Source organism: Sphaerobacter sp. (assembly GCF_019683595.1).
Classification (GTDB): Bacteria; Chloroflexota; Chloroflexia; order Thermomicrobiales; family Thermomicrobiaceae; genus Sphaerobacter.
In genome coordinates this window covers 1-16,501 of record NZ_JADGHZ010000071.1, presented here as the reverse complement: position 1 = coordinate 16,501, position 16,501 = coordinate 1, and the positions used below count along the sequence as shown (strand labels likewise).

15 protein-coding genes are annotated in these 16,501 nt (G+C 68.4%); 7 read left to right on the top strand and 8 right to left on the bottom strand.

What is annotated here, in order from left to right:
• Nucleotides 1–327: 327 nt before the first annotated feature.
• From ggt to IRZ30_RS09275, 4 genes are all read left to right on the top strand, one after another.
• Complete coding sequence (ggt, locus tag IRZ30_RS09290; RefSeq protein WP_294084707.1) at nt 328–2,031, top strand: gamma-glutamyltransferase; 1,704 nt, start codon at nt 328–330, stop codon at nt 2,029–2,031.
• 242 nt (nt 2,032–2,273) lie between these two features.
• A complete protein-coding gene (locus IRZ30_RS09285; RefSeq protein ID WP_294084708.1) occupies nt 2,274–3,662 on the top strand; it encodes a CUAEP/CCAEP-tail radical SAM (seleno)protein in 1,389 nt (462 codons plus the stop codon).
• A gap of 508 nt (nt 3,663–4,170) precedes the next feature.
• The gene (locus IRZ30_RS09280) at nt 4,171–4,467 is read left to right on the top strand and encodes a hypothetical protein (RefSeq protein ID WP_294084706.1); all 297 of its coding nucleotides are present in this window, start codon (nt 4,171–4,173) and stop codon (nt 4,465–4,467) included.
• A 410-nt stretch (nt 4,468–4,877) separates the two neighbouring features.
• A complete protein-coding gene (locus IRZ30_RS09275) occupies nt 4,878–5,168 on the top strand; it encodes a hypothetical protein (protein WP_294084705.1) in 291 nt (96 codons plus the stop codon).
• Between the two features lie 6 nt (nt 5,169–5,174).
• Here the strand turns inward: IRZ30_RS09275 and IRZ30_RS09270 are convergent, their stop codons facing one another.
• From IRZ30_RS09270 to cofD, 3 genes are read right to left on the bottom strand one after another with little or no spacing between them, the layout of a single operon-like run.
• Nucleotides 5,175–5,825, bottom strand: a complete 651-nt coding sequence (locus tag IRZ30_RS09270) for a nitroreductase family protein (protein WP_294084704.1) — start codon at nt 5,823–5,825, stop codon at nt 5,175–5,177.
• A gap of 32 nt (nt 5,826–5,857) precedes the next feature.
• Nucleotides 5,858–6,481, bottom strand: coding sequence for a 2-phospho-L-lactate guanylyltransferase (gene cofC / locus IRZ30_RS09265; protein ID WP_294084703.1), 624 nt, complete (start codon nt 6,479–6,481; stop codon nt 5,858–5,860).
• On the bottom strand, nt 6,478–7,455 hold the full coding sequence (gene cofD, locus IRZ30_RS09260; protein WP_294084702.1) for a 2-phospho-L-lactate transferase: 978 nt from the start codon (nt 7,453–7,455) through the stop codon (nt 6,478–6,480). The genes cofC and cofD overlap by 4 nt, the downstream gene beginning before the upstream one ends.
• A gap of 214 nt (nt 7,456–7,669) precedes the next feature.
• Between cofD and IRZ30_RS09255 the strand changes: the two genes are divergently transcribed.
• Entirely contained in the window at nt 7,670–7,900 is a 231-nt protein-coding gene (locus tag IRZ30_RS09255) for a hypothetical protein (protein WP_294084701.1), read from the top strand.
• On the opposite strand, the gene IRZ30_RS09250 is transcribed toward IRZ30_RS09255, so the two are convergent.
• Nucleotides 7,890–8,588: a hypothetical protein gene (locus tag IRZ30_RS09250; RefSeq protein ID WP_294084700.1), complete on the bottom strand. Its 699-nt coding sequence runs from the start codon at nt 8,586–8,588 to the stop codon at nt 7,890–7,892. The genes IRZ30_RS09255 and IRZ30_RS09250 overlap by 11 nt on opposite strands.
• Nucleotides 8,588–9,217 carry a BON domain-containing protein gene (locus IRZ30_RS09245; RefSeq protein WP_294084699.1) on the bottom strand — a complete coding sequence of 210 codons (630 nt, stop codon included), beginning with the start codon at nt 9,215–9,217 and terminating at the stop codon, nt 8,588–8,590. Before IRZ30_RS09245 ends, IRZ30_RS09250 begins: the two co-directional genes overlap by 1 nt.
• 293 nt (nt 9,218–9,510) lie before the next feature.
• On the opposite strand from IRZ30_RS09245, the gene IRZ30_RS09240 reads away from it, so the two are divergent.
• On the top strand, nt 9,511–10,608 hold the full coding sequence (locus tag IRZ30_RS09240; protein ID WP_294084698.1) for a glycosyltransferase family 4 protein: 1,098 nt from the start codon (nt 9,511–9,513) through the stop codon (nt 10,606–10,608).
• Between the two features lie 9 nt (nt 10,609–10,617).
• Here IRZ30_RS09240 and IRZ30_RS09235 read toward each other — a convergent pair whose 3' ends face one another.
• The 3 genes from IRZ30_RS09235 to IRZ30_RS09225 form a co-directional block, all read right to left on the bottom strand.
• Complete coding sequence (locus IRZ30_RS09235) at nt 10,618–12,828, bottom strand: amylo-alpha-1,6-glucosidase (protein ID WP_294084697.1); 2,211 nt, start codon at nt 12,826–12,828, stop codon at nt 10,618–10,620.
• Between the two features lie 194 nt (nt 12,829–13,022).
• A complete protein-coding gene (locus IRZ30_RS09230; RefSeq protein ID WP_294084696.1) occupies nt 13,023–14,354 on the bottom strand; it encodes a glutamine synthetase family protein in 1,332 nt (443 codons plus the stop codon).
• A gap of 164 nt (nt 14,355–14,518) precedes the next feature.
• On the bottom strand, nt 14,519–15,310 hold the full coding sequence (locus IRZ30_RS09225; protein WP_294084695.1) for a polyprenol monophosphomannose synthase: 792 nt from the start codon (nt 15,308–15,310) through the stop codon (nt 14,519–14,521).
• 604 nt (nt 15,311–15,914) lie between these two features.
• Here IRZ30_RS09225 and IRZ30_RS09220 point away from each other — a divergent pair.
• Complete coding sequence (locus tag IRZ30_RS09220) at nt 15,915–16,373, top strand: RidA family protein (protein WP_294084694.1); 459 nt, start codon at nt 15,915–15,917, stop codon at nt 16,371–16,373.
• Nucleotides 16,374–16,501: the final 128 nt, after the last annotated feature.

Here is a 16,501-nt window from a genome sequence, read left to right as displayed (position 1 = left end):
TGGGGGCCCCCTGGGAGCCGGGGAAGCTGTTCCGCGCGGCACGCGGGCCGAAGGCGGCCACACCCGCCTAGCGTGACGACGCCTCCTCACCCTCTCCACGGGTGGCAGGCTCTGGGATCATCCCAGGGCCTGTTGCTGTGTGGCGCGGGCTGCGTCAGGCGACGCCCTCACCCCCCTACCCCCTCTCCCACGAGGGGAGAGGGGGGTACGTCGGAACACGCAACACGGAACACGAAACACGCACCACGCAGTACGCAGTACGGATGACGAACAGCCTGCTATCATCGTCCCGCAGCGTGCAGCGTGTCAGTGTGGGAGGAGAGGGCCATGACGTGGGGTGCGCGGGGCGTGAGTGGCGCGAACGGAAACCGGCGGCCGACGGTAAAGCGGGAGGCGGTCGCCTCGCGGGGCATGGTGACCTCGAACCACCCGCTGGCCTCCCTGGCCGGCACCGAGATGCTGCTGCTCGGTGGAAACGCGGTCGACGCGGCCATCGCCACCATGTTCGCGTTGTCGGTCGTCGAACCGATGATGACGACGATCTTCGGCGCCGGGTTCATTACCATGCGCCTCGCGGACGGCACGGTGACCACGATCGACAACTACGGCACGGTGCCGCTGGCAGCTCGTGAGGACATGTTCACGCCGATCCCCGGCTCGCTCGACAACGATGTCGAAGGTCGGCTCAACGACGTCGGCTACCTGGCCGTCGCCACGGGCGGCACGCTTCTGGGCTGGGCGACCGCCGTCGAACGCTACGGAAGGCTGCCGCTGGCGACCGTCGTGGCGCCGGCCGTCCGCTTCGCGCGCCACGGCTTCCGGGTCAGCCCCTACCTGCACGAGATGATCCGCACCTGCGCGGAAGACCTGGCTCGCTTCCCTGCCAGCGCCGAGGTATTCCTCCCCGGCGGGGAGCCGCCGCCGGTGGGTGCCACCCTGCGCCGCATCGACTACGCCGAAACGCTCGAGCGGGTCGGCGCCGAGGGGCCGGACTACCTCTACCGCGGGCCGCTCGGCGAGGCAATCGCCGCGGACATGGCGCGCAACGGCGGGCTGATCACGAAGGAGGATCTGGCCGCCTACCGGGTCTACGAGCGAGCGCCGGTGCGCGGCACCTACCGGGGCTACGAGATCGTGTCAATGGGGCCGGCTTCCTCCGGCGGTACCCACATCATCCAGATGCTCAACATCCTGGAGGGCTTCGACCTGCGCGCGATGGGCTTCGGGACGCCCGACACGGTGCACCTGATCGCTGAGGTGATGAAGATCGCCTTCGCCGACCGCTTCCGCTACATGGCCGATCCGGAGCGCGTCCGCATCCCGCTCGACTGGCTGACCTCAAAGGAGTATGCGGCGCAGCGCCGCGCCGAAATCGACCTGAATCGCGCTCAGCAGTACGTCGCCGCACTCGCGCCCGAGGGCGAGGGCGACTGCACCACGCACTGCTGCGCGGTCGATGCCGAGGGCAACGTCGTCTCGACGACGCAGACGCTCAACAACGCCTTCGGCTCCAAGGTAACCGTACCCGGCACCGGGATGCTGCTCAACAACTGCATGCACCTGATGGACCCGACGCCGGGCCGGACCAATTCGATCGAGCCGGGCAAGCGCATCCTCTCCTCGATGTCGCCCACCATCGTGCTCAAAGACGGGAATCCCCTCATGGCGCTCGGCACTCCCGGCGGGGTGCGCATCTTCGGCTCCGTCATGCAGGCGATCATCAACGTCATCGACCACGGGATGACGCTGCAAGAGGCGGTCGAGGCGCCGCGCCTGTGGGACCGCGGCCCGGTACTGGAGCTGGAGCGCGGCTTCGACAACCTGCCCGATCTGGTGGCCGAGATGGAGCGACGCGGCCACGTGGTGGAGACCCCCCTGAAGGTGGCGGGCGGCATGAACGGCATCCTGATCGACCCGGAGACCGGCCTGCTCCACGGCGCCGCCTGCTGGCGCGCCGACGGCGCCCCGATGGGCTTCTCCGGCGGCGACGCTATCGTCGAAGGCGAGTTCGACGCCGGGATCCCGGTGTGATGCGTCATACGTCATGCGTCCCCCTCACCCCCGGCCCCTCTCCCACCAGGGGAGAGGGGAGCGGGACGTATGACGCATGACGCATCACGGATCACGCATCACGCTCCACGTTTGACGTCGCCATCCTGCTCCGATAGGCTTGGGCCATCGGCCGGCCGCGGCATGCGCGGTGCCGGCGGAGGAGCGCGACGATGTCAACCGCGACCCAGCAGACCGCAGGTGCCCGGGCTCCGATCGGTGACCTGACCGCCCCCGGCGCCATCCTGCTTGTCTCGTGCTACGAACTCGGGCATCAGCCGCTGAACCTGGCCTTCCCGCTCGCCTACCTGACCCAGGCAGGTTATGCCCCGGTGGCCGTCGACACCGCCGTCGAACCGCTCGATGACGCGACCATCGCCGCCGCGCGGGTGGTGGCAATCTCGGTCCCGATGCACACCGCGCTGCGGCTGGGTACGCAGGTTGCCCGCCGCGTCCGCCAGGTCAACCCGCACGCGGTCATCGGCTTCTACGGCCTCTACGCCTGGCTCAACGCCGACTACCTGCTCCGAGAGCACGGTGACTTCGTGATCGGCGGCGAGTACGAGCGCCCGCTGCTCGACTTCGTGCGCGCGCTCGCGGCCGGCAGCGACGAACCGGTGGAGGGCGTCTCCACCCGCGATTACCGGGTGCCCCCGTCGCTCGCGCGGATCGACTTCCCCATGCCGGAGCGGACCAGCCTGCCGTCGATGAAGCGCTATGCACACCTCATGATCGACGGGACGGCGATCCCGGCGGGGTACACCGAGACGACGCGCGGTTGCCACCACACCTGCCTCCACTGCCCGGTGGTGCCGATCTACCGCGGGCGGTTCTTCGCCATCCCGCGCGAGGTTGTGCTGGAGGACATCCGGCGGCAGGTGCGCCAGGGCGCCGGGCACATCACCTTTGGCGACCCCGACTTCCTGAACGGCCCGACCCACGCACTGCGCATCTGCCGGGCGATGCACGCGGAGTTCCCGCACGTCACCTTCGACATGACCACGCGCATCGAGCACATCCTGCAGCACCGCGACCTCATCCCCGAGTTCGCGGAGCTGGGCTGCGTCTTCGTCGTCTCGGCGGTGGAGTCGGTGAGCGAGACGGTGCTCGAGCGCGTCGACAAGGGCCATACGAAGGCCGACGTGGTCGAAGCGCTGCGCATCCTGGAGAGTGCGGGCATCGCCATGCGCCCGTCGCTGCTCCCGTTCACACCGTGGACCACGATGGAGGACTACCTCGAGCTCCTGCGATTCGTCGAGGAGTACGACCTGATCGACAACATTGATCCGGTGCACTTCTCGATCCGCCTCCTGGTACCGCCCGGTTCGGCCCTGCTGGACCGGCCGGAGACCCAGGAGTGGCTCGGTCCCCTCGATGAGGCGGCCTTCACCTACACCTGGCGTAGCCCCGATCCGCGGCTGGATGCCCTCCAGCAGGAGGTCTCCCGCATCGCGGAGGCAGGCGAGGCTGCCGGTCAGGACTACGAGGAGACCTTCGCCCAGATCAAGGCCGCCGCCTACGCCGCGGCCGGCCTGGAAGTACCCCCGCCTCGGCGGCGTGAGCACGGCGTGCGCCGCCGCCCACCCCGCCTCAGCGAATCCTGGTTCTGTTGAGCGGAGCCCACCGCGGACCAGTCTGGTCCGCTGAGCCGGTAGACAAGGGCGTACGCAGCCAGCTAGGCATCGTGCCAGCAGACCTGGAGCGAGAAAAGCGCTACACGACGCCGCTGTCGCCTGCGTTTGACGTTGACGTCACGGCGTTCAGTCGGTGGATCAGTACATCTGGCGCGCATGTCGAAAGAGTCGTATCATGACGATGCCTCCACGAATTCACGGCATTTTCCTTGCGCAGGCATTGGGAAGCGCAAGATGCCTTATGCTGACGAGCGCTTCGCGAACCAGCTGGAGCGGCAACTGAATAGACACGGACCGAGAAGCGTGTTCAAGACGCGCCGGTCGCTCAAGTCCTTGATCGCAGAGCATGAGGAAAAGCTCCAGCGAGCGCGGTATCGTGAACGCCTGATACGCGAGTTGGCTACGTTCTATCGCCAACTCGAGACCGTCGAGCAGTTTATTCGCGACCGCGACCTACACGAAGATGAATGAGGGTTGGAGTCCTCCCATGACGGTGGCAGGCGACATAGCCAAGACCCTGCATAAAGTCCACGAAGACGGATGGCTCGTGGATCGACTCGAGCGGACCGACGTGCTGAGCCATTCCGAGGCAGATGCGCTGGCGCTCGCGCTCGCGGACATTGCTGAGTCCATGGAGACCGTGTATTCCCAGCTCGTCCCGCGCTTATTGAAAGCCCTCAAGGCTGAGCAGCGAGATGAGGTGCTTAACGCGCTCTGGGATCTGCGTGAGGCGTTCCGTCACGTCGACTACCACATTCACGATGCGAAGCTGACGGAGCTGTAGGTTCCGAACGGCACCGCTTCTCAAGGATTGGTTGCGCCAGACGACTCCCGTATCACGCCGGACGAATCGGCCGTTACGGAGGTGGTACTTCGTACGGTCGGCAGTTGATTTCGGCGGATACTGGGGGAAGATCTCAGCGCGCTCTCAACGGCTCGACACGCCCACATCGCCACTGACGTTGCTCCCACACCGTCGTCGGCCCGGCCGGAGCGACGATCGTCGTCCACGTGCACGTCGCGCTGCGGTGAATCGACCTCGGTGGAACGTGTTCTGCACTTACGCAGGGAGCAACGGTCGCGGCGCGGCCGGGTGGCGCGGAATGGACCGCGCGGATTGAAAGTGAATGCACGATGCCAGACGGTGAACCTCGTAATCCCGCTTTTCGACACTGCGACGTGTGCGGTCGGGTCGTGCCGGCAGCCAGCACCCAGCAGGTCGCGACCCACACCCTGTGCCTGCGCTGCGCACTCGCCTTCCAGCAGAGCCAGACCGGGAACGGGTCGCAACCCGGATATGCCTCGGACGGCGCTCGCTGGCAGTTCGAGCCGGGTCAAACCGCGGATGGGCGGTTCCCCAGCTACCAGCCCACCGACCACGAACTGCAATGGTGGACCTTCCTCTCCTGGCTCATCGCCACGGGGCGCGTGAGCGTCGGACAGGACGAAGGTGCCGAACTCGTCGAGACACCTGAGCAGCGCTGATCGCCGTCACTCGTATTTGAGGATGAGGTCGCCCAGCGGGCGGCGTTCCCGCCGCTTGGGGTCGGCGGCCGCGTAGCCGATGGTGAGCAGCGCGTGCGGGATGACCGTCTCGGGAAGTCCCAGCGTCTCACGCGCAACATCGGGGCAGAAGAGCGGCGCGCACATCCACCCTCCATCGAGGCCCAACCGGTACGCCATCAACAGCATGTTCTGCGCGGCGCACCCGAGGCTCTGGATCGCCATTGTCGTCTCGGCCGTCTGTCGTTCCGGGTCCGGGTAGCGGTCAAGATCTTCCAGATAGAGGCAGAGCAGGATCAGGACGGGTGCTTCCATGAGGCGGCGGCGCGAGCCGGCGAGCCGCTTCTGGATAATCTCCTCCGGCTGGCCGTCCATGGCCAGGTTGTGGAGCCAGGCTTCGGCCATCGCGTCGGCAAGCCGGGCCTTGATCTCCGGCGTGGTCAGGACCGCGAAGCGCCACGGCTGGGTGCCGTGCGGCGACGGCGCCCAGCGGCCGGCCTCCAGGATCTGCTCGACCAGCGCGCGATCGATCGGATCCGGCCGGAAGCGCCGCACCGAGCGCCGGCCGCGAATCAGTTCCGCCAGATCGAGCGCCCGTTCACTCGATTTCGGACGACCATCGGTCTCCACGTGGCCCATCCTTGCTCTAGCTCGCCTGTTCGGCGCCGCCCTCACGTCCCTGATTCGTCGCTGCTGGCGCTGACCGTGGCATGGCCGGCCAGTTCTTCCAAATCGGCCGGGGTATCGATGTCGAACGCGAGACCCCGGACCCGCAATTCCTGGAGCGGCAGCCCACGCGCCACTGCCTGAGCCTGATGGCGGGCGAAGCTCCCGGCTCCGAACGCCGGCTCGATGGCATCCGGTGGGCGAAGTGCGGCCGCGTTCGTGCCGTGCTCGTGCCGGTCCGGCGCGAGCGCCACGCCGCGCTCCGGCAGGGCCGCGACGAGGGCGTCGATCTCGTCAGCCGTGACCCAGGGGAGATCGGCGAGGACGATGAGCAGCGTGTCGGCGCCGCGCCGGACTGCCTCGTCCCGGCCGAGACGCAAACCCTCGTTCAACCCCGAGCCGGGTTGCAGGAGCGGAACCGCGCCGTGCCGGGCCGCGCGGTCGAGCACCTCGAGGTCGGGCGAGACGAGGATGACCGCGTCGACGTGACGCGCGGCGTTCAGCGTGGCCAGCACGTGGTCGAGCAGGCTAAGTACCAGCACGCGCCGCTCGTCAGGGTTCAGGCGTTCGGCGAGGCGGCTCTTCGCGGTGCTCAGCCGCTGGACGGGGACGACCGCGACGGTGGTCATGTGCGCGCCCGGCTCCCCAGGCGGGCAGCGAAGGCGAGCGTCTCGTCCGCCAGCGCGCGGCGGTGCGCCTCGTCGCGCATCACCGTATCGGTCACGTGCACCGCGATCCCCATCTCCTCGATCCGCCCGGCGAGCGCGGCATCGACCTGATCGATGACGATGCCATTCAGGAAATCCCGGTAAAGTGCCGCCACCCCGGCCGCCGAGACCTCGTGGCCGAGCGATGCGAGCATGCGGTCGGCCGGGCCCTTGAGGGCGGCGCCGCCGACGATGGGGCTGACCGCGACAACCGGCGCCGCGACCTCGCGCAGGAGATCTCGGAAGCCGGGAATCGCGAGGATCGGGCCGATGCTCACGATCGGGTTGGACGGACAAAGGACGACCACCGCGGCCTCCCGGAGCGCCGCCGCGACGCCGTCCGGCATGGTCGCGGCCTCGATGCCCTCGAAGCGCACGCCGCGGACTTCATCGGCCTGCCGCCGGCGCACGAAATAGTCCTGGAAAGCGAGGTCGCCGTCCGGGGTTTCGACGATGGTCGCCACCGGTTCGTCGCACATCGGCAGGATCGCGGCGCGGATGCCGAGCGCCCCGGCAAGCTCCGCGGTGACCGTGGTCAGGCTGTCGCCGGCGCGCAGCCGCTCGGTCCGCAGGATATGCGTGGCGAGATCCCGATCGCCCAGCCAGAACCAGGTATCCCTGCCGTAGCGGCCGATCATCTCCAGGGCCGCCGCGGTGTCCCCCGCGATCCCCCAGCCGGTTTGGGGGTTGGCGATGCCGCCCAGGGTGTACATGACGGTATCGAGGTCGGGGGAGATGTGCAGCCCGAAGAGGGAGAAATCATCCGCCGTGTTGACGACGACCGTAAGGACGGCCTCCGGCCGCGCCAGCGCCAGCCCGTGCGCCAGCTTCGCGCCGCCGACACCACCCGCCAACGCGACGATACGCTCCTCCGTCATGAACTCTGTCCGCGCCACGCCCCGATCCTCCCACCTGACCGACTGGCTCGCTCGAATTTCTCCCGGTACATCCTACGCGAGGGGGGACCGGGAGGCTAGGGCGGGGATGAAGCGAGCGGATTGCGTACGTCATGCGTATTGGTTGGCCCTGAACTTGCTATTGGCTCATATCACGTAGAGGATGGTTGCACGCCAACCATCAATTCACACTGAGAGTCATGGGGAGGGTGCCATGACGTCGGATCAACTCTCAGTCGTCGATCAGGTGCTGACCCATCTCTGCCACAAGGGGCTCTATGGGGACGTGGTCGAGTGGTGTGAGATGCGGAACGATTGTGTCTACGTGGTCACCTGCCCCGAGTGCCACACCTCCTTCACGCTGCTCGATGAGGAATACGAGGCGCTGATCGAGCGCATCGAGCGAACGGGGCTGGCCTGCGGGGTCCGCCCTTTCAGCGCGTGACAGGGTCGTGGTCCTCCATCTCCCCACCCTGAGACGCCGGCGGCGTGGTTGACGTCACGCCAGCATCACCCTGCTCGAGCTCAGCGAGAACCTGGGTGGCCAGGTGCTCGGCCGCGGGGAAGAGCGTATCCGGCGCTGTGTCTGCCCCGAGATTGGCCGCGTCGGGAAGCGCGTCGAGCCGGTGCAGCCGGTCGGACGGAACGGCATGGTCCGCTACCGACGGCCCGGCGAAGACCCCGCTGAAGTTGCCCGGTTCCAGTACCGCGATGTCCGGTGGCGTCTCCAGACCGCCCCATCCGGTGTCGAGCAGGTAGGTGTGCAGGTGTCGGCGCGTCAGCCGGCCGACCCAGGTGGCGAGCGTCGCGGGGGCGCCGGGCTGAACCAGCGCCACGTCAGCGGTGGCCAGCGTCCGCGTCAGCCATTCCACCAGGTCGGCCCCGAAACGCCGCTCGATCGTGCGGTAGGTGATGTCGGGATACGCGGCGCGGAAGGCGTCCAGCCCGCGTGCGCCCTCCTGCCGGAGGAGTCGCTGCAGGGCTGGATTCCCCCGCTCCTCGTAGAAGATGACCTCGTGGCCGTCCCGGACGAGCACACGCCCGAGGGCGCGCAGCAGGTGAGCGTCCGGATTGCCGTCGGCGGAGATGACCGACGCGCCGAAGATCGCCCAGCGGGTACGATGCCGCTCCATCACCGTCCTTCCTCGATACGGCGCGCTTCGGCCGCGCGCACGTCGCTCGGGTCGACCTCTGGGCGGTTGATCACGTTGACGACGTCCCGCACCCCTTCGACCTGCCGCACCCGCGATTCGATCTCCTGCACCATGCGCGGGTCATCGACCGTGCCGCGCAGGTAGACCACCCCGTCGACCGTGTTGACGTTGATGTCGCCCTTGGGGATGTCGGGGTCGCGGAAGACGATGCTCATCACCCGGTCGGTGACGAACTGGTCGTCATCCGGCATCTCCGACCGTTCCGGGCGGACGGTCGACATCACGCGGTGCCGCGCACCGGCGGCGACGCCCGAGAGGTACTCGACCCGCCGGGGGATCGTCTCGCTGATCAGCTCGTCCACGCTGTGGCCGAGATGCACGACCTTGTCGCGCGCCAGGGCACGGCGTCGCCGGCCGGCGCGTGGGTCGAGGACGAAGGTTGCAACGGCGCCGCCGATGAGCCCGATCACGAGGCCGCGGCGGAAGGCCGATCGCTCCCGCGCGCGCCGCACTTGCTCGACCCACATCAGTGCCATGCTTGGGAAGTCCGGAAGATCCCACATCGCCTGCAACCGGCGCATCTCCCGCATGCCTCGCATGCCCTTCATGCGGCGCATCTCGCGCATCGCACGCCGAGCCTGCCTGCGACGCATGCCCCGGGTGTCCGCCACCTTGAACCTCGGCATCGCTCACCTCCGGTCGGTGATGGTGCCCGGTCGGAGCGCGGTGGCCACCGCGGCCGCCGAGCCGAGTGAGGACAGCAGCGTAGCGCAGCCGCAATCAGTATGCCAGTTCGAGGCCGGTCCGCATCCGGCATCGAAATTGCATCTACGCGCCGGAGGCGGCCGGCTCCCGCTGGGTTTCTGCCGTTCGCCTACCACTCACCACGATGGAGACAATGATGAAGATCGCGCAGATCGCTCCGCTCTTCGAGTCGGTGCCTCCCGCCCTGTACGGCGGAACCGAACGTGTAGTGTCCGCGCTGACCGACGAGCTGGTCGCGCGTGGGCACGACGTAACCCTCTTTGCGAGCGGCGACTCCCAAACACGGGCACACCTGGTCCCGGGCGTCGACCGGTCGCTGCGGCTCGACGACAAGGCGGTGGATCTTCTCGCGCCGCAGGTGGCGCTGCTCGCGCAGGTCGGCACGATGGCCGACGAATTTGACGTGATCCACAGCCACATGGATTACCTGGGCTTTCCCTTCCTGTCCCAATGGCGCGTGCCAACCCTCACGACGCTGCATGGGCGACTCGACATCCCCGAGTTGCCGCTGATCTACCGCTGGTACGCGCACATGGGCCTCGTCTCGATCAGCGAGAGCCAGCGCGCGCCCCTCGAGGCGTTCGGTGTCCGGTGGCTCGCCACGGTCTACAACGGCATCCCTGTTGAGAACTTCACGTTCCGTTCCGAGCCGGGCAGCTACCTGGCGTTCGTTGGCCGCATGGCGGAGGAGAAGCGGCCGGACCTGGCGATCGAAGTCGCGCGTCGGGTGGGCATGCCGATCAAGCTGGCCGCGAAGGTCGATGCGGTCGACCGGGACTGGTTCGCGGCGCATGTCGAGCCGTTGCTCGACGACCCGTTGGTCGAATTCGTCGGCGAGGTCGACGACCGAGGGAGGGATGAGTTGCTGCGGGGGGCGGCGGCGCTGCTCTTCCCATCCTGGTGGCCGGAACCGTTCGGCATGGCCATGGTGGAGGCGATGGCGTGCGGCACGCCCGTGATCGCCCTACGCCACGGGTCGGTGCCTGAGGTGGTGGCCGACCGCGTGACGGGTTTCATCTGCGATACGCCGGCCGACATGGCCGCCTGCGTCGCGCGCATCGGCGAGATCGACCGGGCCGCCTGCCGCCGCCGCGTCGAGGAGCGCTTCTCGGCGCAGGCCATGGTGGACGGGTACGAGCGTGTTTACCAGGCGGCGACGAACGGTGCGCGAGATGCCAATGGGCGGCGAGATGTGCGCTCCGCCTCGACGGCGCTGCCCGCGGTCGGCGAGTAGGTGCGCCCGCTAGCGCGCCACGACCTGGCCGTTGACCACGACCGCGAGTTCGTGCTCCGCATCGACCATGACCTCCACGTCGCGACCGCGCCCGCGGATGGTCAGGTCGATGGTCCGGTCCCCGAACTGCATCCCGCGGATGCGCACCGTGTCGAGCCAGTCCGGGAGGTAGGGCCGCAGGGTGAGCTGTCCGGCGGCGGCGTCCGGCTCGAGGCCCAAGACCACCTGGAGCAGATACGGGAGGGTTCCGGCCGCCCACGCTTGCGGGCTGCAACTCACGGGGTAGGCGATCGGGAACGTGTAACGTTCGGCTTCCCGGCTGAAACCGCAGAACAGCTCCGGCAGTCGGCCGTACGGGAAGTGGGTGGCGGCGTTGACCAGATCGGAGAAGACGTCCGCGGCCGCCTCGTCGAAGCCGTAGCGGCGCAGCCCGGCGGCGATGAGCGAGTTGTCGTGCGGCCAGACGCTCCCGTTGTGGTAGCTCATCGGGTTGTAGTGGGGCATGCGCGACGACAGGGTGCGGATCCCCCAGCCGGAATACATATCGGCAGCCCGCAGCCGCTCAGCCACGAGCGTGGCCCGCTCGGGCGACACGATATCGCCGAACAGGCAATGCCCCGGGTTGGAACTGATGGCGGTCACGAGGCGGCCGGTGCCGTCGATGGCCTGGCCGTAGAACTGATCTCCCTCGCTCCAGAACCGCTCCTCGAAGCGCTGGCGCAGCGCCTCGGCTTCGTTTCGAAGCTCCTCGGCGCGCCGCGGGTCACCCCAGCGTTCATGCGCATCGGCGAGAACCCGCTTCGCCCGGTAGACATACCCCTGGACCTCCACCAGGGCGATCGGCGGCGTCACCGGTGAGCCGTCGGGATTCTGGAGTGAGTCGTCGCTGTCCTTCCAGCCCTGGTTCACCAGACCGCCGCGGGAGGGCTGGCCGTAGTCGACGAAGCCGTCGCCGTTGCTGTCGCCGTAGCGGTTGATCCAGGCGATCGCCCGCTCGGCCGGCTCGCGGAACTCGTCGAAGAGCTCGCGGCTTCCGGTCCAGCGCAGCACCTCGCCGAACAGGAGCACGAACAGGGGCGTGGCATCGACCGTCCCGTAGTAGGGCACGTGCGGCACCTCGCTGAGGCGGGCCATCTCCCCGAAGCGCTGCTCGTGCAGGATCTTGCCCGGCTCCTCCCCGGTCCAGGGGTTGACCCGGGTGCCTTGCTGGCGCGCCAGGAAGCGGAGCGTGTCGACCGCCATCTGCGGCGAGAACATGAGCATCTGCAGCGCGGTGATGAGACTGTCCCGGCCGAAGGGCGCGACGAACCAGGGGATGCCGGCGGCGACGATCCGCCCGCCCGGGAACGGAGTAATCAGCGTCCGCAGATCCCGCAGGCTGCGGTCGAGGAGGCCGTTGAAGACCTCGTTGTTGGTCTCGACGATCGGGAATCGCTCGCTGGCGACCGGCAGCGGGCCCTTGGTCGTCGCCACCGTGTGGACCTGTCCGTCGCTCGATGACTCGGTCCAGCGCGGCGTGAGCGTCAGGGACAGCATGGCCTCCGACTGCGGTTTGAGCTCGAAGCGAAAGAGGAGCGAGGCCCTGGGGGTATGCCCGGCCGGTTCCGACCGCACAACCCGGTCGTTGCCGGGCAGCATGGCGCGAAGCTCCTCCAGCTCCGCGGTGTAGCCCGCGCCGGCGACGATCGCCGTCTCGTCCGGCGGCCGGCTGAAGTGCAAGACCGTCTCAAGCAGGTGGCCATCGACGGCACGGTAGCCGAGAACCACCTCGTTCTCATCCCGGCGCGGCAGCAGCACCCGTCCTCGCTTCATGCGGCGGAAACCGCGCACGTCGAAGATGTCGCGGAAGTCGGCGCTGACGATGAAGGTCAGTGACAGGCTGACGGGGAAAGAGTTGTAGTTGCGGATCTGGATCTGCTCCGTCATCCCCTGGTCGATCACGCGGTAGCGCTGGATGCCGATGGTGTTCGGCAGCACGGTCTGTGCAGCGACGCCATCGAGCAGCGGGTTACCGAACTGGAACATCCCGACCGTGTTCTGGGTTCCGGACGAGTCGAGCAGGTCCGGCAGCTCGTCGTTGAGCAGGAGCTGATAGTCGCTGAGGAATCGGGTATCGCGGAAGTAGAGGCCGGCGCCAGCGACAGTGCGCCCGATATCTCCCCGCTCGTCGCTGACGACGAAGATCTCGCCCTGCTTGAGTACCATCGTCCCTGTGCGCATGACGCCCCGCGTTTCCGTGACGATCTGCTTCGGCCAAACCGGGTGCGGCAGCCCGCGCGGCATGCGTGGCGCCGGGTCATCCCGGTTAATCCTGCAAGGGTACGGGACTCGTCGGCCCCATTCAACCGTTCTCGACGTCTGACCGCAGGCTCGTGTGACGGATAACCACCTGAACCAGACGTGATGGAGACGGCTTAGAGGAGTTCGCCATACTCGGCCCACTCCCAGGGATCGACGTGTCGCTCCCACTCGTCCGTGCCGTAGGTGGGGCAGGCCAGCCGTGTGCGTGCGAGCTCAAACCGTGCCACGGCGAGGTAGGTGCGGACGAACGCCTCGCCCAGGAGCGCGTGCAGTGGCGTGTCGGCCTCCAGGGCGGCAAGTGCCTCGTCCAGCGACTGCGGTAGGCGCGGCGCGCCGCGCGATGCCGCCGGGTCGCCGTGCAGCGGCGCCGGTGCGAGCATGCGCTGGCGCAACCCATCCAGCCCGGCGGCCAGGCAGGCGGCGAGTGCGATGTACGGGTTGGCGCTGGCCGTTGCGATCCGGTTCTCCACGTGCGCCGCGTCCGCCCCGGCGCGGGCGGGCACGCGCACCGCCGCCGCGCGGCTCTCGCAGCTCCATGCGGCGTGCAGTGGCGTACAACCGGCCGCGTGGTAGCGCTTGTAGTCGTTCGGGATCGGCAAGAGGAAGGCGGACAACGCCGCCGCGTGGTAGAGCAGCCCGGCGATGAACTGCTTGGCGAGCGGGGAGATGCCGAGCGGGTCCGCGTCGTCGGCAAAGCGATTCTCGCCGGTTGCGGCGTCGAGCAGCCGGTGTTGCATGATGCAGCCCGAGGCACGGTCGCCACACGGCGGCCGGGTCATAAACGTGGCGGTCAGCCCGTCCTGGCTGGTGATCTCCTTCACCGCCGTGCGGAAGGCAAAGGCCTGGTCGGCGGCGGCCACTCCCCGCGCTGAGGCAAGCTCGGCATGGACCTGGCCCGGGGCGCCGGCCGTGTGGATGGTCTCCAGCTCGACCCCGAGTGACGGGACCGCCGACAGCAGGGCATCCCGCCACGCAGGCCGCGCGGCATTGCGCACGCTCGCGCCGGGGCGCCCACCCGGAAAGGCTGGCGTACCGGTTGCCCGATCGACGACGTAGAAGTCGTACGCGAAGGTCGTGGCGGGGAGAAGTCCTTCGTCGAGATAGTGCTCGACCACCTGCTGCAATACCCAGCGGCCGTCGTGTGGCGCGGGCTCCTGGCTCAGGTCGTACAGGTCGCAGATCACGCTGGCCTCCCCCGGCGCGTAGGGGAGGAGCGCGAGCGTGTCGAAGTCCGGCATCAGGATGAAATCGGTCGCCGGCGTGGCACCGTCGCCGAGCGGGCCGTCCGTGTCCCGGGCGAAGCGCAGCCCCTGGGTGCCGACACGGTGCAGGCGGGAGAGCGGGACGATCTTGGAGCGCGCGACACCGAGCATGTCGGCGAACTCGAAGCGCACCCAATGCACGCCCGCGGCCGACAGGAGACGCGTGACGGTCTCGACTCTCACCGGTCCGGCTCCGATCTTACCCAGTGCCAGGGGGCACCACGCACCGTGCCGGCATGCAGGTGCCAGCACGTTGTCCCACGTGCATGTCCCACAAGTTTACGCGATGCTTCCGGCGCCGCACATGGGTCGCATCGCGCGGGTGCGTGCCGGACGCGAAGGGCCGCCTACCGAGAGCGGGTCGGGGGACTGGAGAGAGTCGAGCGCCCTGGCGTCAGCAACGGGGCCGCCCCGGAGAGCCGCATCTGCCAGACGCGGATGAGCGCCTCGGCAACGATCTGCATCGACATCTTGGACTGACCGGCGCGCCGCTCCTCGAAGCGGATCGGCACCTCGACGATGCGGAATCCCGCCCGGTGCGCGCGGTAGGTCAGCTCGATCTGGAAGGCATAGCCGCTCGACTGGATGGTGTCCAGATCCAGCGACTCGAGCACCCGGCGCCGGAAGCACTTGAAACCGCCGGTCAGGTCGCGGTAGGGGAGCCCGAGGATCAGGCGAGCGTAGGTGGACCCGCCGCGGCTGATGAAGCGCCGGAGCGGCGACCAGTTGACCGTCCCCCCGCCCGGCACGTAGCGGGAGCCGAGCACGAGGTCAGCGTGGCGCGCCGCTTCGATCAGGCGCGGCAGCGTCTCGGGGTCGTGCGAGAAGTCGGCGTCCATCTCGCAGATGAGGTCGTATTCCCGATCCAGGGCCCAGCGGAACCCGGTCAGGTACGCGGTCCCGAGACCCAGCTTGCCGGGGCGGCAGATCAGGTGCAGGCGCCCGGGGTAGTCCGAGGCCATCTCGCGTACCAGATCGGCCGTTCCGTCAGGCGAATTGTCGTCGACGACCAGGACGTGGAAACGTGAGTCGGCCAGGATGTGGGGGATGAGCGTCGCGAGGTTGGCGCGCTCGTTGTAGGTCGGCAGGATGACGACCGGGCACGGCGTTGTCCTGCCGCGCAAACGCTGACTAGCCAAGTGACCCGTCTCCTTCGTGCTCGATAGCGTGGCGCTCGCCCCCCAAGTCCGCTCCTGTCCGGCCTGGAACGGCGATGGGAGCACCCGCAATTGCGCTGCCACTCCTCGCCGGCTGGCGAGGCGCGGCGTGTCTCGACGCAGGGCTTGCCTTCAGGCAGGGACGTGGTGTGGATGCCGCCTCAGGCTGGAGGGTGATGACGCGAGGCGAGCGTCAGGACCACAACGATGAGGCGGACGAGCGGCGAGCAGCAGCCCTTGACTCCCGGGGCGAGCCGTACGAGGAAGTCGCCAGGGTGAGTTGGGGCGCTCTCCCCGGCGCGGGACGCCGATACACAGGCCGAACGCCGCGGCGACGTTGCCAGGCAAGCCGGAACTGCCGCACGTGCGGACCATCGAGGCGACGCCACCTCCCGGCATGGTCGCTCCATGATCGACGCGTTGCACCTCGCCCCGCTCTCCGCCAGGCGGGGCCGTGCAAACGCTCAGTATACCCAAAACAGCTAGGGTGACGACCGCCGAGCGCGTTGACACCGGCCGAGTCGGTCGCCTACGATGCCGCCGTCAGCAGCGTGGGCGACGCCAACGTATGGGAAAGGGAGAGGGCATGAAGGTCGAGGAGCGTCTCAAGGAGTTGGGTATCGAGCTGCCGGCCGTCGGCAAGCCGATGGGAACCTATGTCCACGCCGTCCAGACGGGCAATCTGCTCTTCCTGGCAGGCAAGGGTCCCTTCAACCCGGACGGGTCGATGCCGACCGGGAAAGTCGGCCGGGATGTGACCACCGAGGAGGCGTATCAGCACGCCCGCTCGGTCGGGCTGATGCTGATCGCGGTCATGAAGGATGTCCTGGGCGACCTGGACCGCGTCAAGCAGGTGGTCAAGGTGCTGGGCATGGTCAACGCCGTCCCCGAGTTCGGTGAGCAGCCCCAGGTGATCAACGGCTGCTCCGACCTCTTTGTTGAAGTCTTCGGCGATGCAGGGCGCCATGCCCGCTCGGCCGTCGGCATGGGCTCGCTGCCGAACGGCATCACCGTCGAGATCGAAGCGATCGTCGAGGTCGCGTAGGCACCGAAGACGAGGCGCCCCCGGCCGGGGGGCGCCTTCTTGCACGTCCGCTGTTTCCGAAAGCTGCCTGGACGCTGCCGTGACTCCCGCCTCGGGAGTTCCGCCGGACCGCCGGCCGGGTCCACACC

What these genes read in the sequence shown, in the direction of transcription:
- IRZ30_RS09240 (WP_294084698.1), top strand. Translation starts at nt 9,511, where the DNA reads ATGAAGATCGCGCAGATCGCTCCGCTCTTCGAGTCGGTGCCTCCCGCC.
- cofC (WP_294084703.1), bottom strand. Translation starts at nt 6,481, where the DNA reads ATGACCACCGTCGCGGTCGTCCCCGTCCAGCGGCTGAGCACCGCGAAG.
- IRZ30_RS09255 (WP_294084701.1), top strand. Translation starts at nt 7,670, where the DNA reads ATGACGTCGGATCAACTCTCAGTCGTCGATCAGGTGCTGACCCATCTC.
- IRZ30_RS09270 (WP_294084704.1), bottom strand. Translation starts at nt 5,825, where the DNA reads ATGGGCCACGTGGAGACCGATGGTCGTCCGAAATCGAGTGAACGGGCG.
- IRZ30_RS09280 (WP_294084706.1), top strand. Translation starts at nt 4,171, where the DNA reads ATGACGGTGGCAGGCGACATAGCCAAGACCCTGCATAAAGTCCACGAA.
- IRZ30_RS09245 (WP_294084699.1), bottom strand. Translation starts at nt 9,217, where the DNA reads ATGAAGGGCATGCGAGGCATGCGGGAGATGCGCCGGTTGCAGGCGATG.
- IRZ30_RS09220 (WP_294084694.1), top strand. Translation starts at nt 15,915, where the DNA reads ATGAAGGTCGAGGAGCGTCTCAAGGAGTTGGGTATCGAGCTGCCGGCC.
- ggt (WP_294084707.1), top strand. Translation starts at nt 328, where the DNA reads ATGACGTGGGGTGCGCGGGGCGTGAGTGGCGCGAACGGAAACCGGCGG.
- IRZ30_RS09250 (WP_294084700.1), bottom strand. Translation starts at nt 8,588, where the DNA reads ATGGAGCGGCATCGTACCCGCTGGGCGATCTTCGGCGCGTCGGTCATC.
- IRZ30_RS09235 (WP_294084697.1), bottom strand. Translation starts at nt 12,828, where the DNA reads ATGCGCACAGGGACGATGGTACTCAAGCAGGGCGAGATCTTCGTCGTC.